The following is a 17,356-nucleotide window of genomic DNA, read 5'->3' as shown; positions in this document are numbered from 1 at the left end:
TCGCTCCCACAGTCGGGTTTGCAGGCGGGCAGGGATCAGGCGTCGTTTTCGTGAGTCAGTTCGAGCACGCGGTCGACCAGTTTGTTGATCCCCGAAGCCGCTTCACTGATGGTCTGCGCCAGCATGTACGCCGGGGTGGTGACCAGTTTGCGCGCCTTGTCTTCGACGATTTCGGTCACCGCGCACTCTTCGTGGGTGGCGCCCATCTTGTTCATGGCCGCCGCGGTGTCGGCGTCGTTGCCGATGGTGCAGGTCACTCCCGGGCCATAGATTTTCGCCGCCAGCGCCGGGGAAATACAGATCAGCCCGACCGGCTTGCCCGCTTCGGCAAATGCTTCGGCCAGGGCCAGCACTTCAGGTTGCACGGTGCAGCCGGCGCCTTCGATGGCGAAGTTCGACAGGTTTTTCGCCGCGCCGAAACCGCCGGGCACGATCAGCGCATCGAAGTCTTCGACGTCGGCATCGCGGATATCCTTGACGTTGCCCCGGGCAATCCGCGCCGATTCCACCAGTACGTTGCGCGATTCCGGCATTTCTTCGCCGGTCAGGTGATTGATCACATGCAATTGCGCGATGTTTGGCGCGAAGCACTGCACCTGTGCGCCGCGCTGGTCGAGGCGCAACAGGGTGATGACACTTTCCTGGATTTCGGCGCCGTCGTATACGCCACTGCCGGACAGGATCATTGCAACTTTTTTGCTCATGGGCTTCTCTCCAGATTCATGGCGCTCAATGTCCCTTAAATCGTCACGCGTTGCCATAGGGCATGGGCGACGCGCGCGGAACAGAGCGCTCTCTCAATGGATCGCAACGGCGGCGGGGTGTTCATTATTTGCCTGGACTGCGCATGGCAGCCGCCAGCGAATGGCTTATTCGGCTGGCGTTTTCGGCTCGGCAGGAAGGGGCGCTTCGGCCTGGCGCAACTGCTCGGCTTCGTTGGCTTTGGCGATCTGTTCGTCCTGATAGATCTTCTTCGCCAGTTGCGCATTCTTGAAGCGGCGCCGCAGCCACAGGCCCAGCCCGAGGATCAGCAAGGCGCCGAGCACCCACAGCTCGTACTTCTTGATGCTGCCGAGCATGCCTTCCAGCACTGCGCCGAAGTGGTAAGCCGCCGCAGCCAGTGCGGTGGCCCAGATTGCCGCGCCAATGCCGTTGAGGAGCAGGTAGCGTCCCGGCGGATACCCGGACAGGCCGATCGCCACCGGCATCACCGTGCGCAGGCCATAAACGAAGCGGAAGCTCAGGACCCAGATGTCCGGATGCTTGCGAATGTGCTCCAGGGCACGGTCGCCCATCATCTGCCAGCGCGGTTTGCGCGCGAGCAATTTGCGCCCGTGCTTGCGCCCCAGGAAGTACCACAGCTGATCGCCGGCGTAGCTGCCGAAGAACGCCACGACCACCACCAGGTTGATGTCCATGTATCCACGGAACGCGAGGAAGCCTGCGAGCACCAGGATGGTTTCGCCTTCGAAGAACGTGCCGAGAAACAAGGCAAAGTAGCCAAAGTCGTGCAGAAATTGTTGGAGCATTGTCTGGGTGCTGGCGAAATGAACGCGCAGCCTAACCCTTCGGGCACATTCATGAAAGTGTCCAAATGTGTCTCGACGTTAACATTTCCTACACCGACAATGGATTGCGGCTACCTGTCACAGAGCGCACACAACTGTCATCTGTTGGTCATAATGGCCGTCTATAACTGTCACGCTCGCCCGTTTGCCCGGGCTCAGGAGTCCGCCGTGAGCTTTACCCCTGCCAATCGTCTGTTCCCTGCCACTCGTCTGCGTCGCAATCGCCGTGATGATTTTTCGCGGCGCCTGGTGCGTGAAAACGTATTGACGGTCGATGACCTGATTCTGCCGGTGTTCGTGCTCGACGGTGAAAACTGCCGCGAAGCCGTGGCCTCGATGCCGGGCGTCGAGCGACTGACGATTGATCTGCTGCTTGAAGAAGCGGCGAAATGGGTCGAGCTGGGCATTCCGGCGCTGGCGCTGTTTCCGGTCACCCCGCCTGAACTGAAATCTCTCGATGCCGCCGAAGCGTGGAACCCTGAAGGCATCGCTCAGCGCGCCACTCGCGCCTTGCGAGAGCGTTTCCCGGCGCTGGGCGTGATCACTGACGTGGCGCTGGATCCGTTCACCACCCACGGTCAGGACGGCATTCTCGACGAAGACGGCTACGTGCAGAACGACATCACCGTCGATGCGCTGGTGCGTCAGGCGCTGTCCCACGCCGAAGCCGGCGCGCAGGTCGTGGCGCCATCGGACATGATGGACGGTCGCATCCAGGCCATCCGTGAAGCGCTGGAAATCGCCGGTCATGTCAATGTGCGCATCATGGCCTACTCGGCGAAGTACGCCAGCGCCTACTACGGCCCATTCCGCGATGCGGTGGGCTCGGCGTCGAACCTCGGCAAGGCCAACAAAGCCTCTTATCAGATGGACCCGGCCAACAGCGACGAAGCGCTGCACGAAGTCGGTGCGGACTTGTCCGAAGGCGCGGACATGGTCATGGTCAAACCGGGCATGCCCTACCTGGACATTCTTTTTCGGGTCAAAGATGCCTTCAAGGTGCCGACCTTCGTCTATCAGGTCAGTGGCGAATACGCCATGCACATGGCCGCTATCCAGAATGGCTGGTTGAGCGAAGCGGTGATCCTCGAGTCACTGACCGCCTTTAAACGTGCCGGTGCAGATGGCATCCTGACTTACTTTGCCGTTCGTGCCGCTCAATTGTTACGAGAGCAGAAATAGCCCTCCCAGGAACATTCCATGAATACCGAAGGACTCACTGAAGTTGCCGTAAAAGAAGCTCAGCCGGTGGTCGAGCAAATCACCGAAACTCCGCCGGAACTGGAGCCTGCGCCACCCGCGCCGGTCGCCGAAACCGCCGCGGCGGTGCCGGCGATCGCCATTCCCGGCCTGGATGACAGCAGCCTGTACATCCACCGCGAGCTATCGCAATTGCAGTTCAACATCCGCGTGCTGGAACAGGCGCTGGACGAGTCCTACCCGTTGCTGGAGCGGCTGAAGTTCCTGCTGATCTTCTCCAGCAACCTCGATGAATTCTTTGAAATCCGCGTCGCCGGGCTGAAAAAGCAGATCACCTTCGCCCGCGAACAGGCCGGCGCTGACGGCTTGCAGCCGCATCAGGCGCTGGCGCGGATCAGCGAGCTGGTTCACGGTCACGTTGACCGCCAGTACGCGATCCTCAACGACATCCTCCTGCCGGAGCTGGAAAAGCATCAGGTGCGCTTCATCCGTCGGCGCAACTGGACGACCAAGCTCAAGACCTGGGTCCGCCGCTATTTCCGCGACGAGATCGCGCCAATCATCACCCCGATCGGCCTCGACCCGACGCACCCGTTCCCGCTGCTGGTGAACAAGAGCCTGAACTTCATCGTCGAGCTCGAAGGCATCGACGCCTTCGGTCGCGACTCCGGTCTGGCGATCATTCCGGCGCCGCGTCTGCTGCCGCGGATCATCAAGGTGCCGGAAGAAGTCGGCGGCGCCGGCGACAACTATGTGTTCCTGTCGTCGATGATCCACGCCCACGCCGATGACCTGTTCCAGGGCATGAAGGTGAAAGGCTGCTACCAGTTCCGTCTGACCCGCAACGCCGACCTGGCGCTCGACTCCGAAGACGTCGAAGACCTCGCCCGCGCCCTGCGTGGTGAGTTGTTCTCGCGGCGTTACGGTGACGCGGTGCGTCTGGAAGTCGCCGACACTTGCCCAAAACACCTCTCGGACTACCTGCTCAAGCAGTTCAACCTGAGCGAGACCGAGCTGTACCAGGTCAACGGCCCGGTCAACCTGACGCGCCTGTTCAGCATCACCGGTCTGGACAGCCATCCGGAGCTGCAATACACGCCGTTCACGCCGCAGATCCCGAAACTGCTACAGAACAGCGAAAACATCTTCAGCGTGGTCAGCAAGCAGGACATCCTCCTGCTGCACCCGTTCGAGTCGTTCACCCCGGTGGTCGACCTGCTGCGTCAGGCGGCGAAAGACCCGCACGTTCTCGCCGTTCGCCAGACCCTGTACCGCTCCGGCGCCAACTCCGAGATCGTCGATGCGCTGGTCGACGCCGCGCGTAACGGCAAGGAAGTCACGGCGGTGATCGAGCTGCGCGCGCGCTTCGACGAAGAGTCCAACCTGCAACTGGCCAGCCGTCTGCAAGCGGCGGGTGCCGTGGTGATCTACGGTGTGGTCGGCTTCAAGACCCACGCCAAGATGATGCTGATTCTGCGCCGCGAGGCTGGCGAGATCGTCCGTTACGCGCACCTCGGCACCGGCAACTATCACGCCGGTAACGCCAAGCTCTACACCGACTACAGCCTGCTGACCTCCGATGACGCCTTGTGCGAGGACGTCGGCAAACTGTTCAGCCAGTTGATCGGCATGGGCAAGACGCTGCGCATGAAAAAGCTGCTGCATGCGCCGTTCACCCTGAAGAAGGGCATGCTCGACATGATTGCCCGCGAAACCCAGTTCGCCCTCGAAGGCAAACCGGCGCACATCATCGCCAAGTTCAACTCGCTGACCGATCCGAAGATCATCCGCGCGCTGTACAAGGCCAGTCAGTCCGGGGTGCGCATCGATCTGGTGGTGCGCGGCATGTGCTGCCTGCGCCCGGGCATCGCCGGGGTCTCGCACAACATTCATGTGCGCTCGATCATTGGCCGCTTCCTCGAGCACACGCGGGTGTTCTACTTCCTCAACGGCGGCGACGAGCAGATGTTCCTCTCCAGCGCCGACTGGATGGAGCGCAACCTCGACAAGCGCGTCGAGACCTGCTTCCCGGTGGAAGGCAAGAAGCTGCTGACCCGCGTCAAGAAGGAGCTGGAGCTGTACCTGACCGACAACACCCACAGCTGGAGTTTGCAGTCGGACGGCCGCTACATCCGCAACACGCCCACTGGCAACCAGAACCCGCGCAGTGCGCAGGCGACGTTGCTGGAGCGGTTGGGCAGCCCGATATTGCCGGTGAGCAGTTGACCGTCAGCCCAATAAAAAAGGCGATCCCTCGGGATCGCCTTTTTGTATCTACACTGATTCCGACCTGTGGCGAGGGGATTTATCCCCGTTGGGCGCGAAGCGACCCCTTGAGGCAAAATCAGGCCTGCTGCGCAGGCCAGCGGGGATAAATCCCTCGCCACAATCAGTGTCAGTGCACCGTGAGAACAATCCCCACCCGCGTCAGCCAATCCGCCTCAAGTCCGAAATCCGCCTGGGTCAGCTGATTTTCATCCAGCCAGTTCTCCGGGAATTGCACATCGAGATGGTCGCCATTGGCATGCAGCACCACCTGCGGCATCGCCTGGGTTCCGCGAATGTGATGGAACAGAATGGCAAACCGCAGCAGCACGCACAGGCGAATCAGCTTGATGCCGTCATCGCCGAATTCGGCAAATTTGTCCTTGGGGATATTGCGCCGATGGCCTCGCACCAATAGCGCGAGCATCTGCTGGTCTTCTCGCGAGAAGCCGGCCAGATCGGAGTGCTCGATCAGGTAGGCACCGTGCTTGTGGTAGTGATAGTGAGCGATGTCGAGGCCGACTTCGTGGACTTTCGCCGCCCAGCCGAGCAGTTCGCGCCAGATGCCGTCGTCCAGTTCCCAGTCGACGGCGACCTGATCGAACGCGTGCAGGGCCTTGCGCTCGACCCGCGCCGCCTGTTCCAGATCGACGTGATAGCGCTCCATCAATGAGGTCAGGGTGCGTTCGCGCACGTCTTCGTGATGATGGCGGCCGAGCAGGTCGTAGAGCACGCCTTCACGCAGCGCGCCTTCGCAATGGTCCATGCGTTGCAGTTCGAGGGCGTCGAAGATCGCTTCGAGAATCGCCAGGCCCGCCGGGAAGATCGCGCGGCGGTCAGGCTTGATGCCTTCGAAATCGATCTTGTCGGCGTCGCCCAGCTTGAACAGCTTGCGCTTGAGCCACGCCAAGCCTTCGGCGTTGACCTCGCCGCTGCCATGACCGCCAGCCTTCAGGGCCAGGCCAATGGCGCGAATCGTACCGGAAGAGCCGATGGCTTCATCCCAGGTCAGGCGATGCAGGGCGTGCTCGATGCTCATGATTTCCAGGCGCGCCGCCGTATAGGCCTGGGCGTAGCGCGCCGGGGTGATCTTGCCGTCCTTGAAGTAGCGCTGAGTGAAACTCACACAGCCCATCTGCAGGCTTTCACGCAGCAACGGCTCGAAGCGCTGGCCGATGATGAATTCGGTACTGCCGCCGCCGATGTCGGCGACCAAACGTTTGCCTGGGGTGTCGGCGAGTGTGTGCGACACGCCGAGATAGATCAGGCGCGCTTCTTCACGGCCGGAGATGACTTCTACCGTGTGGCCGAGGATTTCCTCGGCGCGGCGGATGAATTCGCCGCGGTTGCGCGCTTCACGCAGGGCGTTGGTGCCGACGATGCGCACGGCGCCGAGCGGCATACCGTTGATCAGTTGGGCAAAGCGCTTGAGGCAATCGAGGCCGCGCTGCATCGATTCTTCGTTGAGCTGGCGCGCGTCGTCGATGCCGGCGGCCAGTTGCACCTTCTCGCCGAGGCGCTCGAGGATGCGGATTTCGCCGTTCTGGGCCTTGGCCACGACCATGTGAAAGCTGTTGGAGCCCAGGTCGATTGCGGCGATCAGGGACAGATTCTTGGCTTGGGATTGCGGCATGGTCAGGGGTCTCGGTCGATAACCCCGACATCGTGCCACGATCAAACGCTGGCGCCAACGCGCATGGTTCAAACCTGATCGTTCCTACGCTCTGCGTGGGAACGATCAGGATGAGGCTGCTTCAGGCTGTCGCCTCCACCGTGCCAATAAAGTTCGCCAGCTCTGCCGTCTGCGGATTGGCAAACAACACCTTCGGATCGCCCGCCTCATGCACCTTGCCGTGGTGCATGAACACCAGTTTGTCTCCGACTTCGCGGGCAAAGCGCATTTCGTGGGTGACCATGATCAGTGTCATGCCTTCCTTGGCCAATTGCCGCACCACGCTGAGCACTTCGTTGACCAGCTCAGGGTCGAGGGCCGAGGTGATTTCATCGCACAGCAGCACCTTCGGCGACATCGCCAGGGCCCGGGCAATCGCCACGCGCTGTTGCTGGCCGCCGGACAGGCGATCCGGAAAGGCATCGAATTTTTCCCCGAGCCCGACCCGCTCGAGCATTTCGCGCGCCAGTTCGGCTGCCTTGGCCTTGGATACTTTCTGCACCACTTGCGGGGCGAGCATGACGTTTTCGCCGACGGTCAGGTGCGGGAACAGGTTGAACTGCTGAAAGACCATGCCGACTTTCTGTCGCAGGCTGCGCAGATCGGCGCGGGCGGCGTCGAGGTATTCGCCGTCGACTTCGATCACGCCGTCGTTGATCGACTCCAGGCCATTGAGCGTGCGCAACAGGGTCGATTTGCCCGAGCCACTGCGGCCGATGATCGCCACGACCTGACCTTCCTCGACGCTGAGGTCGATGCCTTTGAGTACGTGGTGATCGCCGTAATATTTATGCAGGGCGGAAATTCTAAGCAGAGGCATGCAGTCTCCTTTCCAAGTAGCGCGCACTGAGGGACAAGGGGTAGCAGAGCAGGAAGTAGCCGAGGGCGACGAGGCCATAGACCATGAACGGTTCGAACGTGGCATTGGCGAGCATGCCGCCGGTCTTCGTCAGTTCGGTGAAGCCGATGATCGAGGTCACCGCTGTGCCTTTGACCACTTGCACCGAGAAGCCCACGGTCGGCGCCACGGCGATGCGCAGCGCTTGCGGCAGAATCACGTAGCGCAGCTGCTCCAGCGGACTGAGCGCCAGGCTCGACGAGGCTTCCCACTGACCGTGGGGAATGGCCTCGACGCAGCCGCGCCAGATCTCCGCCAGATAGGCGCTGGTGAACAAGGTCAAGGCGATCGCGGCGGCCATCCATGGCGAAATCTCGATCCCGGCCAGCGCCACACCGAAGAACACCAGAAACAGCTGCATCAGCAGCGGCGTGCCCTGGAACAGCTCGATCCAGGTGCGGGCGATACTGCTTGGCAGCGTGTTCTTCGAAATGCGCATCACCAGAATCAGCAGGCCGACGAGGCCGCCGCCGATGAACGCCACCAGCGACAGCGCCAGGGTCCATTGCAGGCCGGTGAGCAGGTTGCGCAGGATGTCCCAGAAAGTGAAGTCGCTCATTGGCTGCTCCTCGCAATGAACCGCCGGCCGAACCAGTTGAGCAATTGGCGGATCAGCAGCGCCATGCACAGGTAGATCAGGGTGGTCAGCGCGTAGGTTTCAAAGGCGCGGAAGTTGCGTGACTGAATGAAGTTGGCGGCGAAGCTCAATTCTTCCGTGGCGATCTGCGAACACACCGCCGAGCCGAGCATGACGATGATGATCTGGCTGCTCAGCGCCGGCCAGACCTTGCCCAGCGCCGGCAGCAGGACGACGTGGCGGAACGCTTCGAAGCGCGTCATCGCCAGTGCCGCAGCCGCTTCCAGTTGCCCGCGCGGAATCGCCTGGATGCCGGCACGGATGATTTCGGTCGAATAGGCGCCAAGGTTGATCACCATCGCCAGCACCGCCGCCTGCCACTCCGAGATCTGCATGCCGAGCGACGGCAGGCCGAAGAAGATGAAGAACAGTTGCACCAGAAACGGCGTGTTGCGGATCAACTCGACGTAGACGCCGAAGATCGCCGAGAACGGGCGGATCTGCCACGCCCGCACCAGCGCCCCGACAATCCCGACGCCGACCCCGAGCAATGCGCCGATGGCGGTCAGCTCGAGCGTGAACAGGGCGCCGCGCAGCAGCAGGTCGGTGTTTTCCACCACCGGCAAAAAATCGAACTGATAAGCCATGAAGGTCTCCCGCGCAGTCGATCAGAGATCGGCCGGCAGCGGCTCTTTCAGCCAGGTCTGCGAGTTCTTTTCCAGTGCGCCGTCAGCCTTGGCGGTGTTGAGGATGTCGTTGACCCTGGCCAGCAGCGCCGCTTCGTTCTTGTTCACACCGACGTAGACCGGCGAATCCTTGAGCTTCACTTTCAGCGCCGGTACGCGCTTGGGGTTCTTCTCGCTGATGGCCACCATCACTACGTTGCCGCTGGCGATCAGATCGACTTGCCCTGCCAGATAAGCGGCGATGGTCGAGTTGTTGTCTTCGAAACGTTTGATGGTCACGCCTTCGGGGGCGACTTTGCTCAGCTCGATGTCTTCGATGGCGCCACGGGTGACGCTGATGGTCTTGCCCTTGAGGTCGTCGAGGCTGGTGATCGCAGCGTCTGGCGGACCGAACACGGCGAGGTAGAACGGCGCATAGGCGCGGGAGAAGTCGATGACCTTCTCGCGCTCGGCGTTTTTGCCAAGGCTGGAAATCACCAGATCGACCTTACCGGTGGTGAGGAACGGAATGCGGTTGGTGCTGTTGACCGGCGTAAGCTCGAGTTTGACCTTGAGTTGGTCAGCCAGCAGTTTCGCCGTGTCGATATCCAGACCGCGCGGCTTCATGTCCGGGCCGACCGAGCCGAAGGGCGGGAAGTCCTGGGGCACGGCGACTTTCAGCGTGCCGCGTTTGACCACGTCGTCCAGACCGTCGGCGTGAGCGGGAGCCTGGCAAAGCAGCAGGCCGGCAAACAGGGAAGCGAGGAGGGCGCTGTAACGCTGGGTCATGGACAATCTCCGGATCGGCGGGAAGTGGTTGCTGCGATCGGACAGAGCATGGGCCGTGCCAAGAGGTGGATTTCGCCCCGGCAGGCCGCGGTAGCAGCGGTTTGGTTCGGTCTTACTGGTCTGAACAGTCAACTCGGTTTTCGCACTGCGATGGCGCATCGGCTGCCCGCGCCGAACCCCGCTGGGGCACGACTTGCCGGACTCGGCGAATAGCTTTACAACTAGCCGCACCTTGGCCCTGATGCGTCCGCAAACCATGAATTCGATCTCCCGCGCCGTACCCGAAGTGGCGCTGCAAGCGATCCGCAAACTGATCACCGAACAGGGTTTCGGCGCCGGCGATGCGTTGCCGTCGCAACGGGATCTGGCGCTGCAACTGGGCGTCAGCCGCGCTTCCTTGCGTGAAGCCTTGTCGTCGCTCAGTGCACTGGGCGTGGTCAGTATTCAGCCGGGCAAGGGCGTGTTCGTGCAGTCGCCGGTCGAGTTGTCGCGCGGCGAAGCGCCGGGCTGGCCATTCGCGGCGCAAGCCTCGCCGCTGGACATCTTTCAGTTGCGCTACGCGCTGGAGGGCTTCGCCGCCGGGCTCGCCGCGACAACCTTGAGTACGTTTGATCTGGATGCGCTGGAAGACAATGTCGCGGCGATGCGCGAGCACTTGCGCGGCGGCGACTTCGAAGCAGCGGCGAAACTCGACTTCGAATTTCACCGGCGCATCCTTCTCGCCAGCGGCAATCAGGCGATGCTGAGCATTCTCACCGCCAGCGCCGAGATCTTCCTCGAGAGCCAGAAACTGCCGTTCATCCGCGCCGAGCGCGCCATGGAAACCTGGCAGGAACACCGCAAGATCCTCCGTGCCTTGGCGCGCCGTGCGTCGGGAGCAGCGCAAAAGCCATGCAGGAACATGTGCGCAACGCCGCCCTGCGTACCGGAATCGCCTTCATCGCTCCCGCCACGGCGTGACTTGAGCTATACCCAAACTCATCAAGGGCCATAGCAACACTCAATCATCTGCGGCTTCCTGAACAAGGGAAGGGCGGCTATGATGGGCCACGTTTTTTTGCTTACAACCTGGAGAATTCCATGAGCAGCGATCTGATCAAACACGTTAGCGACGCTAGCTTCGAAGCCGACGTACTCAAGGCCGAAGGCGCTGTCCTGGTCGACTACTGGGCTGAATGGTGCGGCCCTTGCAAAATGATCGCACCGGTTCTGGACGAGATTGCCGAGACTTACAAAGGCAAGCTGACCGTCGCCAAACTGAACATCGACGAAAACCAGGAAACCCCGGCCAAGCATGGCGTGCGTGGTATTCCGACGCTGATGCTGTTCAAGAACGGCAACGTTGAAGCGACCAAGGTCGGCGCACTGTCGAAGTCGCAGCTGGCGGCTTTCCTCGACGCCAACATCTGAGCGTCGCAGTAAAACGCTGAAAAAAGCCCCGCAAATCGCGGGGCTTTTTGCGTATTCAGGGCTAGACGCTCCGAAACTCAGGTGGTACATTCGGCCCCGCACTGGTTTCTCCACTGCCCCCTGCTAGCCGTCGCCGACGCACTCCTTTTCGAATTAGTTCGCGATCCTGTCGCCTTCTCCGCGGCGCGGCCTCATTAAGCCAAAAGCTTAATTTCCCCTCCATAAATGATTACGTCATTCCTATATGAATCTGACTGAACTCAAGCAAAAGCCGATTACCGAACTGCTCGAATTAGCCGAACAGATGGGCATAGAAAATATGGCCCGTTCGCGCAAGCAGGACGTGATTTTCTCCCTGCTGAAAAAACACGCGAAAAGCGGCGAGGAAATCTCCGGTGATGGCGTGCTGGAGATTCTCCAGGACGGCTTCGGCTTCCTGCGCTCCGCAGACGCTTCCTACCTCGCCGGCCCTGACGACATCTACGTCTCGCCGAGCCAGATCCGCCGCTTCAACTTGCGCACCGGTGACACCATCGTTGGCAAGATTCGTCCTCCGAAGGAAGGCGAGCGGTATTTCGCCCTGCTCAAGGTCGACACGATCAACTTTGATCGTCCGGAGAACGCGAAAAACAAGATTCTCTTCGAGAACCTGACTCCGCTGTTCCCGACCGTGCGCATGAAGATGGAAGCCGGTAACGGTTCGACCGAAGACCTCACTGGTCGTGTGATCGACCTGTGTGCACCGATCGGCAAAGGTCAGCGTGGCCTGATCGTCGCACCGCCGAAAGCCGGTAAAACCATCATGCTGCAGAACATCGCAGCGAACATCGCCCGTAACAATCCTGAAGTTCACCTGATCGTGCTGTTGATCGACGAGCGTCCGGAAGAAGTGACCGAAATGCAGCGCACCGTGCGCGGCGAAGTGGTTGCCTCGACCTTCGACGAGCCGCCGACCCGTCACGTGCAGGTTGCTGAAATGGTGATCGAGAAGGCCAAGCGCCTGGTCGAACACAAGAAAGACGTGGTGATCCTCCTCGACTCCATCACCCGTCTGGCCCGAGCCTACAACACCGTGATCCCGAGCTCCGGCAAGGTCCTGACCGGTGGTGTCGATGCCCACGCCCTGGAGAAGCCGAAGCGTTTCTTCGGCGCCGCGCGTAACATCGAAGAAGGCGGCTCGCTGACCATTATCGCCACCGCGCTGGTTGAAACCGGCTCGAAGATGGACGAAGTGATCTACGAAGAGTTCAAGGGTACCGGCAACATGGAACTGCCGCTGGATCGCAAGATCGCCGAGAAGCGTGTGTTCCCGGCCATCAACATCAACCGCTCCGGCACCCGCCGCGAAGAGTTGCTGACTGCCGACGACGAGCTGCAGCGCATGTGGATTCTGCGCAAGCTGCTGCACCCGATGGACGAAGTCGCCGCCATCGAGTTCCTGGTCGACAAACTGAAAACGACCAAGACCAACGACGAGTTCTTCTTGTCGATGAAGCGCAAGTAGTACGCCGCTGACAGAAGGAGCGCTCCGCAAGGGGCGCTTTTTTTGTCTGCGATTTATTTGTATCTGGATTGAAATTTGCGCGGCTGCTAACGTCGCGCCTTCAAGGGATTCTGTATCCAGAACAGGTAAGGTTTTTCATGCACACGTTTGGCAATCGCCGTGATATCGACGGCTTACGCGCGCTCGCGGTACTTCCCGTCGTGCTCTTTCATTTCGGATTCAATACATTCAGCGGCGGCTTTGTCGGCGTGGATGTTTTCTTCGTCATCTCCGGATTCCTGATCACCTCGATCCTGTTCCGTGAAATCAGCGCCAAGCGTTTCAGCTTTGTCGATTTCTGGGCGCGCCGTGCCCGCCGCATTATTCCGGCCCTGACGGTGGTCATGCTGGTGACGCTGGCGCTGGGTTGGCTGCTGCTGACAGCGAAGGATTTCTCCGAACTTGGCCGGACGGTGCGTTATCAGTCGCTGTTTATCTCCAATATCCTGTTCATGCGCGAGGACGGCTACTTCCAGCCGGCCTCCGATCTGAAACCGTTGTTGCACACCTGGTCGCTGGCGGTTGAAGAGCAGTACTACATCTTCTTCCCGTTGCTGATGGCGGTGCTGGTTCGCTATGTCAGACACTGGCGCTGGATGTTGCTGGGATTGCTGCTGATTTCCTTTGGCCTGAACATCGCCTGGATTGAGCACAAGCCGGAATTCACCTTTTTCTCTCTGCCGACCCGTGCCTGGGAATTGTTGTGCGGGGCAATGCTTGCGGTAATGCCTGCGCCGAGACAGGCCGTACGACCATGGCTGTACCAGATGGTCGGCATTGCCGGTCTGGCAGCGGTGCTGCTCGCCGTGTTCACGTTTGATCGCTCAACGGTGTTTCCCGGATGGGCGGCGTTGCTGCCGGTATTGGGCACCACTGCCCTGATCTGGTCAGGCGCCCAGGGACCAAGCTGGGCCGCGCGACTGTTGAGCCTGCGACCGCTGGTCTGGATCGGCCTGCTGTCTTATTCGCTGTATCTGTGGCACTGGCCGATTTACGTTTACGCCAACGCCATTTCCATCGACGGTATCCAGCCGCTCGAGGCGCTCGCCTGGATGGTGCTGGCAGTGGGTCTGGCGTGGCTGAGCCTGCGCTACATCGAATTGCCGTTTCGAGAAAAGCGTTTGCTGGGCGAACGTAAATCGATACTGGCGGGTGCGGTAGTGGCCATTGCTGTACTGGTCGCGGTCGGTTCGGCGATTCGCTCGGCCGACGGTATCCCCGGGCGCCTGAGCGGCAAGGCTCTGGAATATGCGCAGGCCCGCGAATGGCGTGCCGGGCAGATGAAATGCATGGTGGTGACGCAAGACAAATCGATCGACAAGGCCTGTCTGGTCGGCGGCGAACAGAGTACGCCGCCGACCCAGGCGTTCTGGGGTGACAGCCATGCGGCTGCGTTGATGCCGGCCATCGAGGCCAATGCCCGCCGCGACGGTCGTTCGGTGTGGTTGTTCAGTATGAGCGCCTGTCCGCCGATTCTCAGCGACGAGCCGCGCCAGCGGTGCAAGGACTTCAACCAGCAGACCATGGACAAAGTGCTCAGCCTTGGCATCAAGGACGTGGTATTGGCGTCCAATTGGAGTCTTTACGTCTATGGTCGCGAGGATGGCGACAGAAAGGTTTTGCTCAACGCCCATGACGATACCGCCCAGGCTGAGGAACGCATGGCCGCCGCGTTGCGCGCGCGGGTGGCCGCCTTGCGCGCAGCCGGCGTGCAGGTCTGGCTGTTCAAGGAGGTGCCGCTGCAACGCAAGGGCGCCATTAACCGCCTAACCAGTCTGGCAAGGATTGGCCGGTCCGCCGAAGGTCTGGGGCGTCCGCTTGATGAGCATCTGGCGCGCCAGCATTTTCTCGGCAACTTGTTCACGTCCATGAGCGAAGCCGATCCGGGTGTTCACGTCATCGACCCGACGCCGATGATGTGTGCTGACGGGGTCTGCAGCATTGAGGTCAACGGCCACTCGCAGTACAAGGATGAGGACCATCTCTCGGACATTGGCAGCGCCAGGCTGAGCCCGTTGTTTGCGCCGGTATTGCTGGGCACAAATCGAGATTGAGTACTGTCAGGCTCTGACGGACTGCTGTTTGCCCTTCAGAGCAGGTAGGATGTACGCCTATTTTGAGGGTGCCATCGTCAATGAAATTCAAGGATCTTCGGGATTTCGTGCAGCAGCTTGAGCAGCGCGGAGAGTTGAAACGCATCCAGATTCCCGTCTCGCCGGTGCTGGAGATGACTGAGGTGTGCGACCGCACGCTGCGAGCCAAGGGCCCGGCGCTGCTGTTCGAAAAACCCACCGGTTACGACATTCCGGTGCTCGGCAACCTGTTCGGCACCCCCGAGCGGGTGGCCATGGGCATGGGCGCCGAGTCGGTCAGCGAACTGCGCGAGATTGGCAAGCTGCTGGCCTTCCTCAAGGAGCCGGAGCCGCCGAAGGGCTTGAAGGACGCGTGGTCAAAACTGCCGATCTTCCGCAAGATCATCTCCATGGCGCCGAAAGTGGTCAAAGACGCGGTGTGCCAGGAAGTGGTCATCGAAGGCGACGACGTCGATCTGGCCATGCTGCCCGTGCAAACCTGCTGGCCCGGCGACGTCGGCCCGTTGATCACTTGGGGTCTGACCGTCACCAAAGGCCCGAACAAGGAACGCCAGAACCTCGGTATCTATCGCCAGCAAGTGATCGGCCGCAACAAGGTGATCATGCGCTGGCTCAGCCACCGTGGCGGCGCCCTCGACTTTCGCGAGTGGTGCGAGAAACATCCGGGCCAGCCGTTTCCGGTGTCCGTGGCCCTTGGCGCCGATCCGGCGACGATTCTCGGTGCGGTGACGCCGGTACCGGACAGCCTCTCCGAATATGCTTTCGCAGGGCTCTTGCGCGGCAATCGCACGGAACTGGTCAAGTGCCGTGGCAACGACCTGCAAGTGCCGGCCACCGCGGAAATTATCCTTGAAGGCGTGATTCATCCCGGCGAAATGGCCGACGAAGGTCCGTATGGCGACCACACCGGTTACTACAACGAAGTCGACAGCTTCCCGGTGTTCACCGTCGAGCGCATCACCCACCGGATCAAGCCGATCTACCACAGCACTTACACCGGCCGTCCGCCGGATGAGCCGGCGATTCTCGGCGTGGCGCTGAACGAAGTGTTCGTGCCGATCCTGCAGAAGCAGTTTCCGGAGATCACCGATTTCTACCTGCCGCCGGAAGGCTGCTCGTACCGCATGGCTGTGGTGACGATGAAGAAGTCCTATCCGGGGCATGCCAAGCGCGTGATGCTTGGCGTCTGGTCGTTTTTGCGACAGTTCATGTACACCAAGTTCGTTATCGTCACCGACGACGATATCAACGCCCGCGACTGGAACGACGTGATCTGGGCCATCACCACGCGCATGGACCCCAAGCGCGACACGGTGATGATTGATAACACGCCGATCGACTACCTCGACTTCGCCTCGCCGATTTCCGGCCTGGGCTCGAAAATGGGCCTGGATGCCACCCACAAGTGGCCGGGCGAAACCACCCGCGAGTGGGGCCGTGTGATCGTCAAGGACGACGCCGTCACCCAACGGATCGATGCCATCTGGAATCAGTTAGGAATAGATTGATGCGTGTAACCCTGCAGCCTTCCGGAGCGGTGCTCGAGATACAGCCCGGTGAGCGGATTCTCGACGGTGCGCGGCGCCTGGGCTATGACTGCCCGCAAAGCTGCCGCAACGGCAATTGCCACGTGTGTGCAGCGCTGCTGGTGGAGGGCCGCGTCGAGCAGGCCGGCAAAGTCCACGATCATGGCGAGTTCTACACCTGCATCGCCGCACCGCTGGAAGACTGCGTGCTGTTGTGGGATGGCGTGCTCGCACTCGGTGAATTGCCGGTGCGCAGCCTGTCGTGTCAGGTCATCGAGTGCCGCGAGGTCGGCGGCGACACCTGGCGCGTGCGTCTGCGGGCACCAGCAGGCAAGCCGCCGCGTTACCACGCCGGGCAGTACTTGATGATCGAGCGTGAGAACGGCGAGAAATCGGCGTTCTCCATGGCTTCGGCACCGCACGGCGGACGTGATCTGGAAATTCATGTGCTGGCGCGCGAAACCAGTGCGTTAAGCCTGGTCGAGCAGTTGCAACGCAACCCGATGGTGCGTGTCGAACTGCCTTTCGGCGATACGCATCTCGCCGAGTTGCCTGATGGTCCGCTGGTGCTGATCGCCGCCGGTACCGGCATGGGCCAGATTCACAGCCTGATCGAACATTGCCGCGCCGAAGGCTTCAAGCATCCTGTGCATCTGTACTGAGGCGTGCGCCGGCCCGAGGATTTCTATCAGATCGAGCACTGGGACGAATGGCTGAAGCTGCCCAATCTGTTCCTGCACAAGGTGGTCAGCGACCAGTGCGGCTGGGAGGGGCGCTGCGGGATGTTGCACGAGGCGGTTTGCGAGGATTTCCCAGACCTGAAGCCGCTGCACGTCTATGCCAGCGGTTCGCCAGCGATGGTCTACGGCACGCTGGACGCGCTGGTCGAGGCGGGCATGGATGCACATCAGATGCGCGCCGATGTGTTCGCCTACGCGCCGCGCTCTTGAAGATGTGGGAGCGAGCTTGCTCCCACATTGGTTTAATGCGTAGCGCTCGCAACGCGTTATAACTCTACATATAGCCGATCGGTATTTATCTAATTGCGTAAATACCGCTAGGTTATATATCAGTCAGGTAATTAATCGGTGGCACTTAAATTGCCTTGAAACATATGTGCCTTATTGTTACAGCGGTGCGTTCTATTAAG

General features: G+C 60.9%; 13 protein-coding genes and 2 pseudogenes. 8 read left to right on the top strand and 7 right to left on the bottom strand.

Features of this window, described 5'->3' with window-relative positions; genetic code table 11:
- Positions 1 to 35 precede the first annotated feature (35 nt).
- Positions 36 to 704: an isoprenoid biosynthesis glyoxalase ElbB gene (elbB, locus tag LJU32_03395; GenBank protein ID WKV89467.1), complete on the bottom strand. Its 669-nt coding sequence runs from the start codon at positions 702 to 704 to the stop codon at positions 36 to 38.
- Between the two features lie 165 nt (positions 705 to 869).
- Complete coding sequence (locus LJU32_03390; GenBank protein ID WKV89466.1) at positions 870 to 1,529, bottom strand: DedA family protein; 660 nt, start codon at positions 1,527 to 1,529, stop codon at positions 870 to 872.
- Between the two features lie 207 nt (positions 1,530 to 1,736).
- Here LJU32_03390 and hemB point away from each other — a divergent pair, with 207 nt between their 5' ends.
- Together hemB and ppk1 are read left to right on the top strand one after the other, a co-directional pair.
- Complete coding sequence (gene hemB / locus LJU32_03385; protein WKV89465.1) at positions 1,737 to 2,750, top strand: porphobilinogen synthase; 1,014 nt, start codon at positions 1,737 to 1,739, stop codon at positions 2,748 to 2,750.
- 18 nt (positions 2,751 to 2,768) lie between these two features.
- Positions 2,769 to 4,994 (top strand): polyphosphate kinase 1, encoded by a 2,226-nt coding sequence (gene ppk1, locus LJU32_03380; protein WKV89464.1) that lies wholly within the window; start codon positions 2,769 to 2,771, stop codon positions 4,992 to 4,994.
- Between the two features lie 169 nt (positions 4,995 to 5,163).
- Here the strand turns inward: ppk1 and ppx are convergent, their stop codons facing one another.
- The 5 genes from ppx to LJU32_03355 form a co-directional block, all read right to left on the bottom strand.
- Positions 5,164 to 6,666, bottom strand: a complete 1,503-nt coding sequence (gene ppx, locus LJU32_03375) for an exopolyphosphatase (protein WKV89463.1) — start codon at positions 6,664 to 6,666, stop codon at positions 5,164 to 5,166.
- A gap of 121 nt (positions 6,667 to 6,787) precedes the next feature.
- Positions 6,788 to 7,525 (bottom strand): amino acid ABC transporter ATP-binding protein, encoded by a 738-nt coding sequence (locus LJU32_03370; GenBank protein ID WKV89462.1) that lies wholly within the window; start codon positions 7,523 to 7,525, stop codon positions 6,788 to 6,790.
- Positions 7,512 to 8,162, bottom strand: coding sequence for an amino acid ABC transporter permease (locus LJU32_03365; GenBank protein ID WKV89461.1), 651 nt, complete (start codon positions 8,160 to 8,162; stop codon positions 7,512 to 7,514). Before LJU32_03365 ends, LJU32_03370 begins: the two co-directional genes overlap by 14 nt.
- Positions 8,159 to 8,827, bottom strand: coding sequence for an amino acid ABC transporter permease (locus LJU32_03360; protein ID WKV89460.1), 669 nt, complete (start codon positions 8,825 to 8,827; stop codon positions 8,159 to 8,161). The genes LJU32_03365 and LJU32_03360 overlap by 4 nt, the downstream gene beginning before the upstream one ends.
- Positions 8,828 to 8,848: 21 nt before the next feature.
- Complete coding sequence (locus LJU32_03355; protein WKV89459.1) at positions 8,849 to 9,634, bottom strand: transporter substrate-binding domain-containing protein; 786 nt, start codon at positions 9,632 to 9,634, stop codon at positions 8,849 to 8,851.
- Positions 9,635 to 9,890: 256 nt separating this feature from the next.
- On the opposite strand from LJU32_03355, the pseudogene LJU32_03350 reads away from it, so the two are divergent.
- The 6 genes and pseudogenes from LJU32_03350 (at position 9,891) to LJU32_03325 (ending at position 17,156) form a co-directional block, all read left to right on the top strand.
- A pseudogene (locus tag LJU32_03350) lies at positions 9,891 to 10,594 on the top strand (FadR family transcriptional regulator).
- Positions 10,595 to 10,714: 120 nt separating this feature from the next.
- On the top strand, positions 10,715 to 11,044 hold the full coding sequence (trxA, locus tag LJU32_03345) for a thioredoxin TrxA (GenBank protein ID WKV89458.1): 330 nt from the start codon (positions 10,715 to 10,717) through the stop codon (positions 11,042 to 11,044).
- 244 nt (positions 11,045 to 11,288) lie between these two features.
- On the top strand, positions 11,289 to 12,548 hold the full coding sequence (rho, locus tag LJU32_03340; GenBank protein WKV89457.1) for a transcription termination factor Rho: 1,260 nt from the start codon (positions 11,289 to 11,291) through the stop codon (positions 12,546 to 12,548).
- Between the two features lie 137 nt (positions 12,549 to 12,685).
- Positions 12,686 to 14,641, top strand: coding sequence for an acyltransferase (locus LJU32_03335; protein WKV89456.1), 1,956 nt, complete (start codon positions 12,686 to 12,688; stop codon positions 14,639 to 14,641).
- A gap of 80 nt (positions 14,642 to 14,721) precedes the next feature.
- Positions 14,722 to 16,188: a 4-hydroxy-3-polyprenylbenzoate decarboxylase gene (gene ubiD / locus LJU32_03330; protein ID WKV89455.1), complete on the top strand. Its 1,467-nt coding sequence runs from the start codon at positions 14,722 to 14,724 to the stop codon at positions 16,186 to 16,188.
- Positions 16,188 to 17,156: pseudogene (locus tag LJU32_03325) on the top strand (CDP-6-deoxy-delta-3,4-glucoseen reductase). The gene ubiD and the pseudogene LJU32_03325 overlap by 1 nt, the downstream one beginning before the upstream one ends.
- Positions 17,157 to 17,356: the final 200 nt, after the last annotated feature.

Source organism: Pseudomonas sp. B21_DOA, assembly GCA_030544685.1.
Lineage (GTDB): Bacteria > Pseudomonadota > Gammaproteobacteria > Pseudomonadales > Pseudomonadaceae > Aquipseudomonas > Aquipseudomonas fluorescens_AO.
The sequence above is the reverse complement of the archived record's forward strand: the minus strand, read 5'-3'. Positions and strand labels throughout refer to the sequence as shown.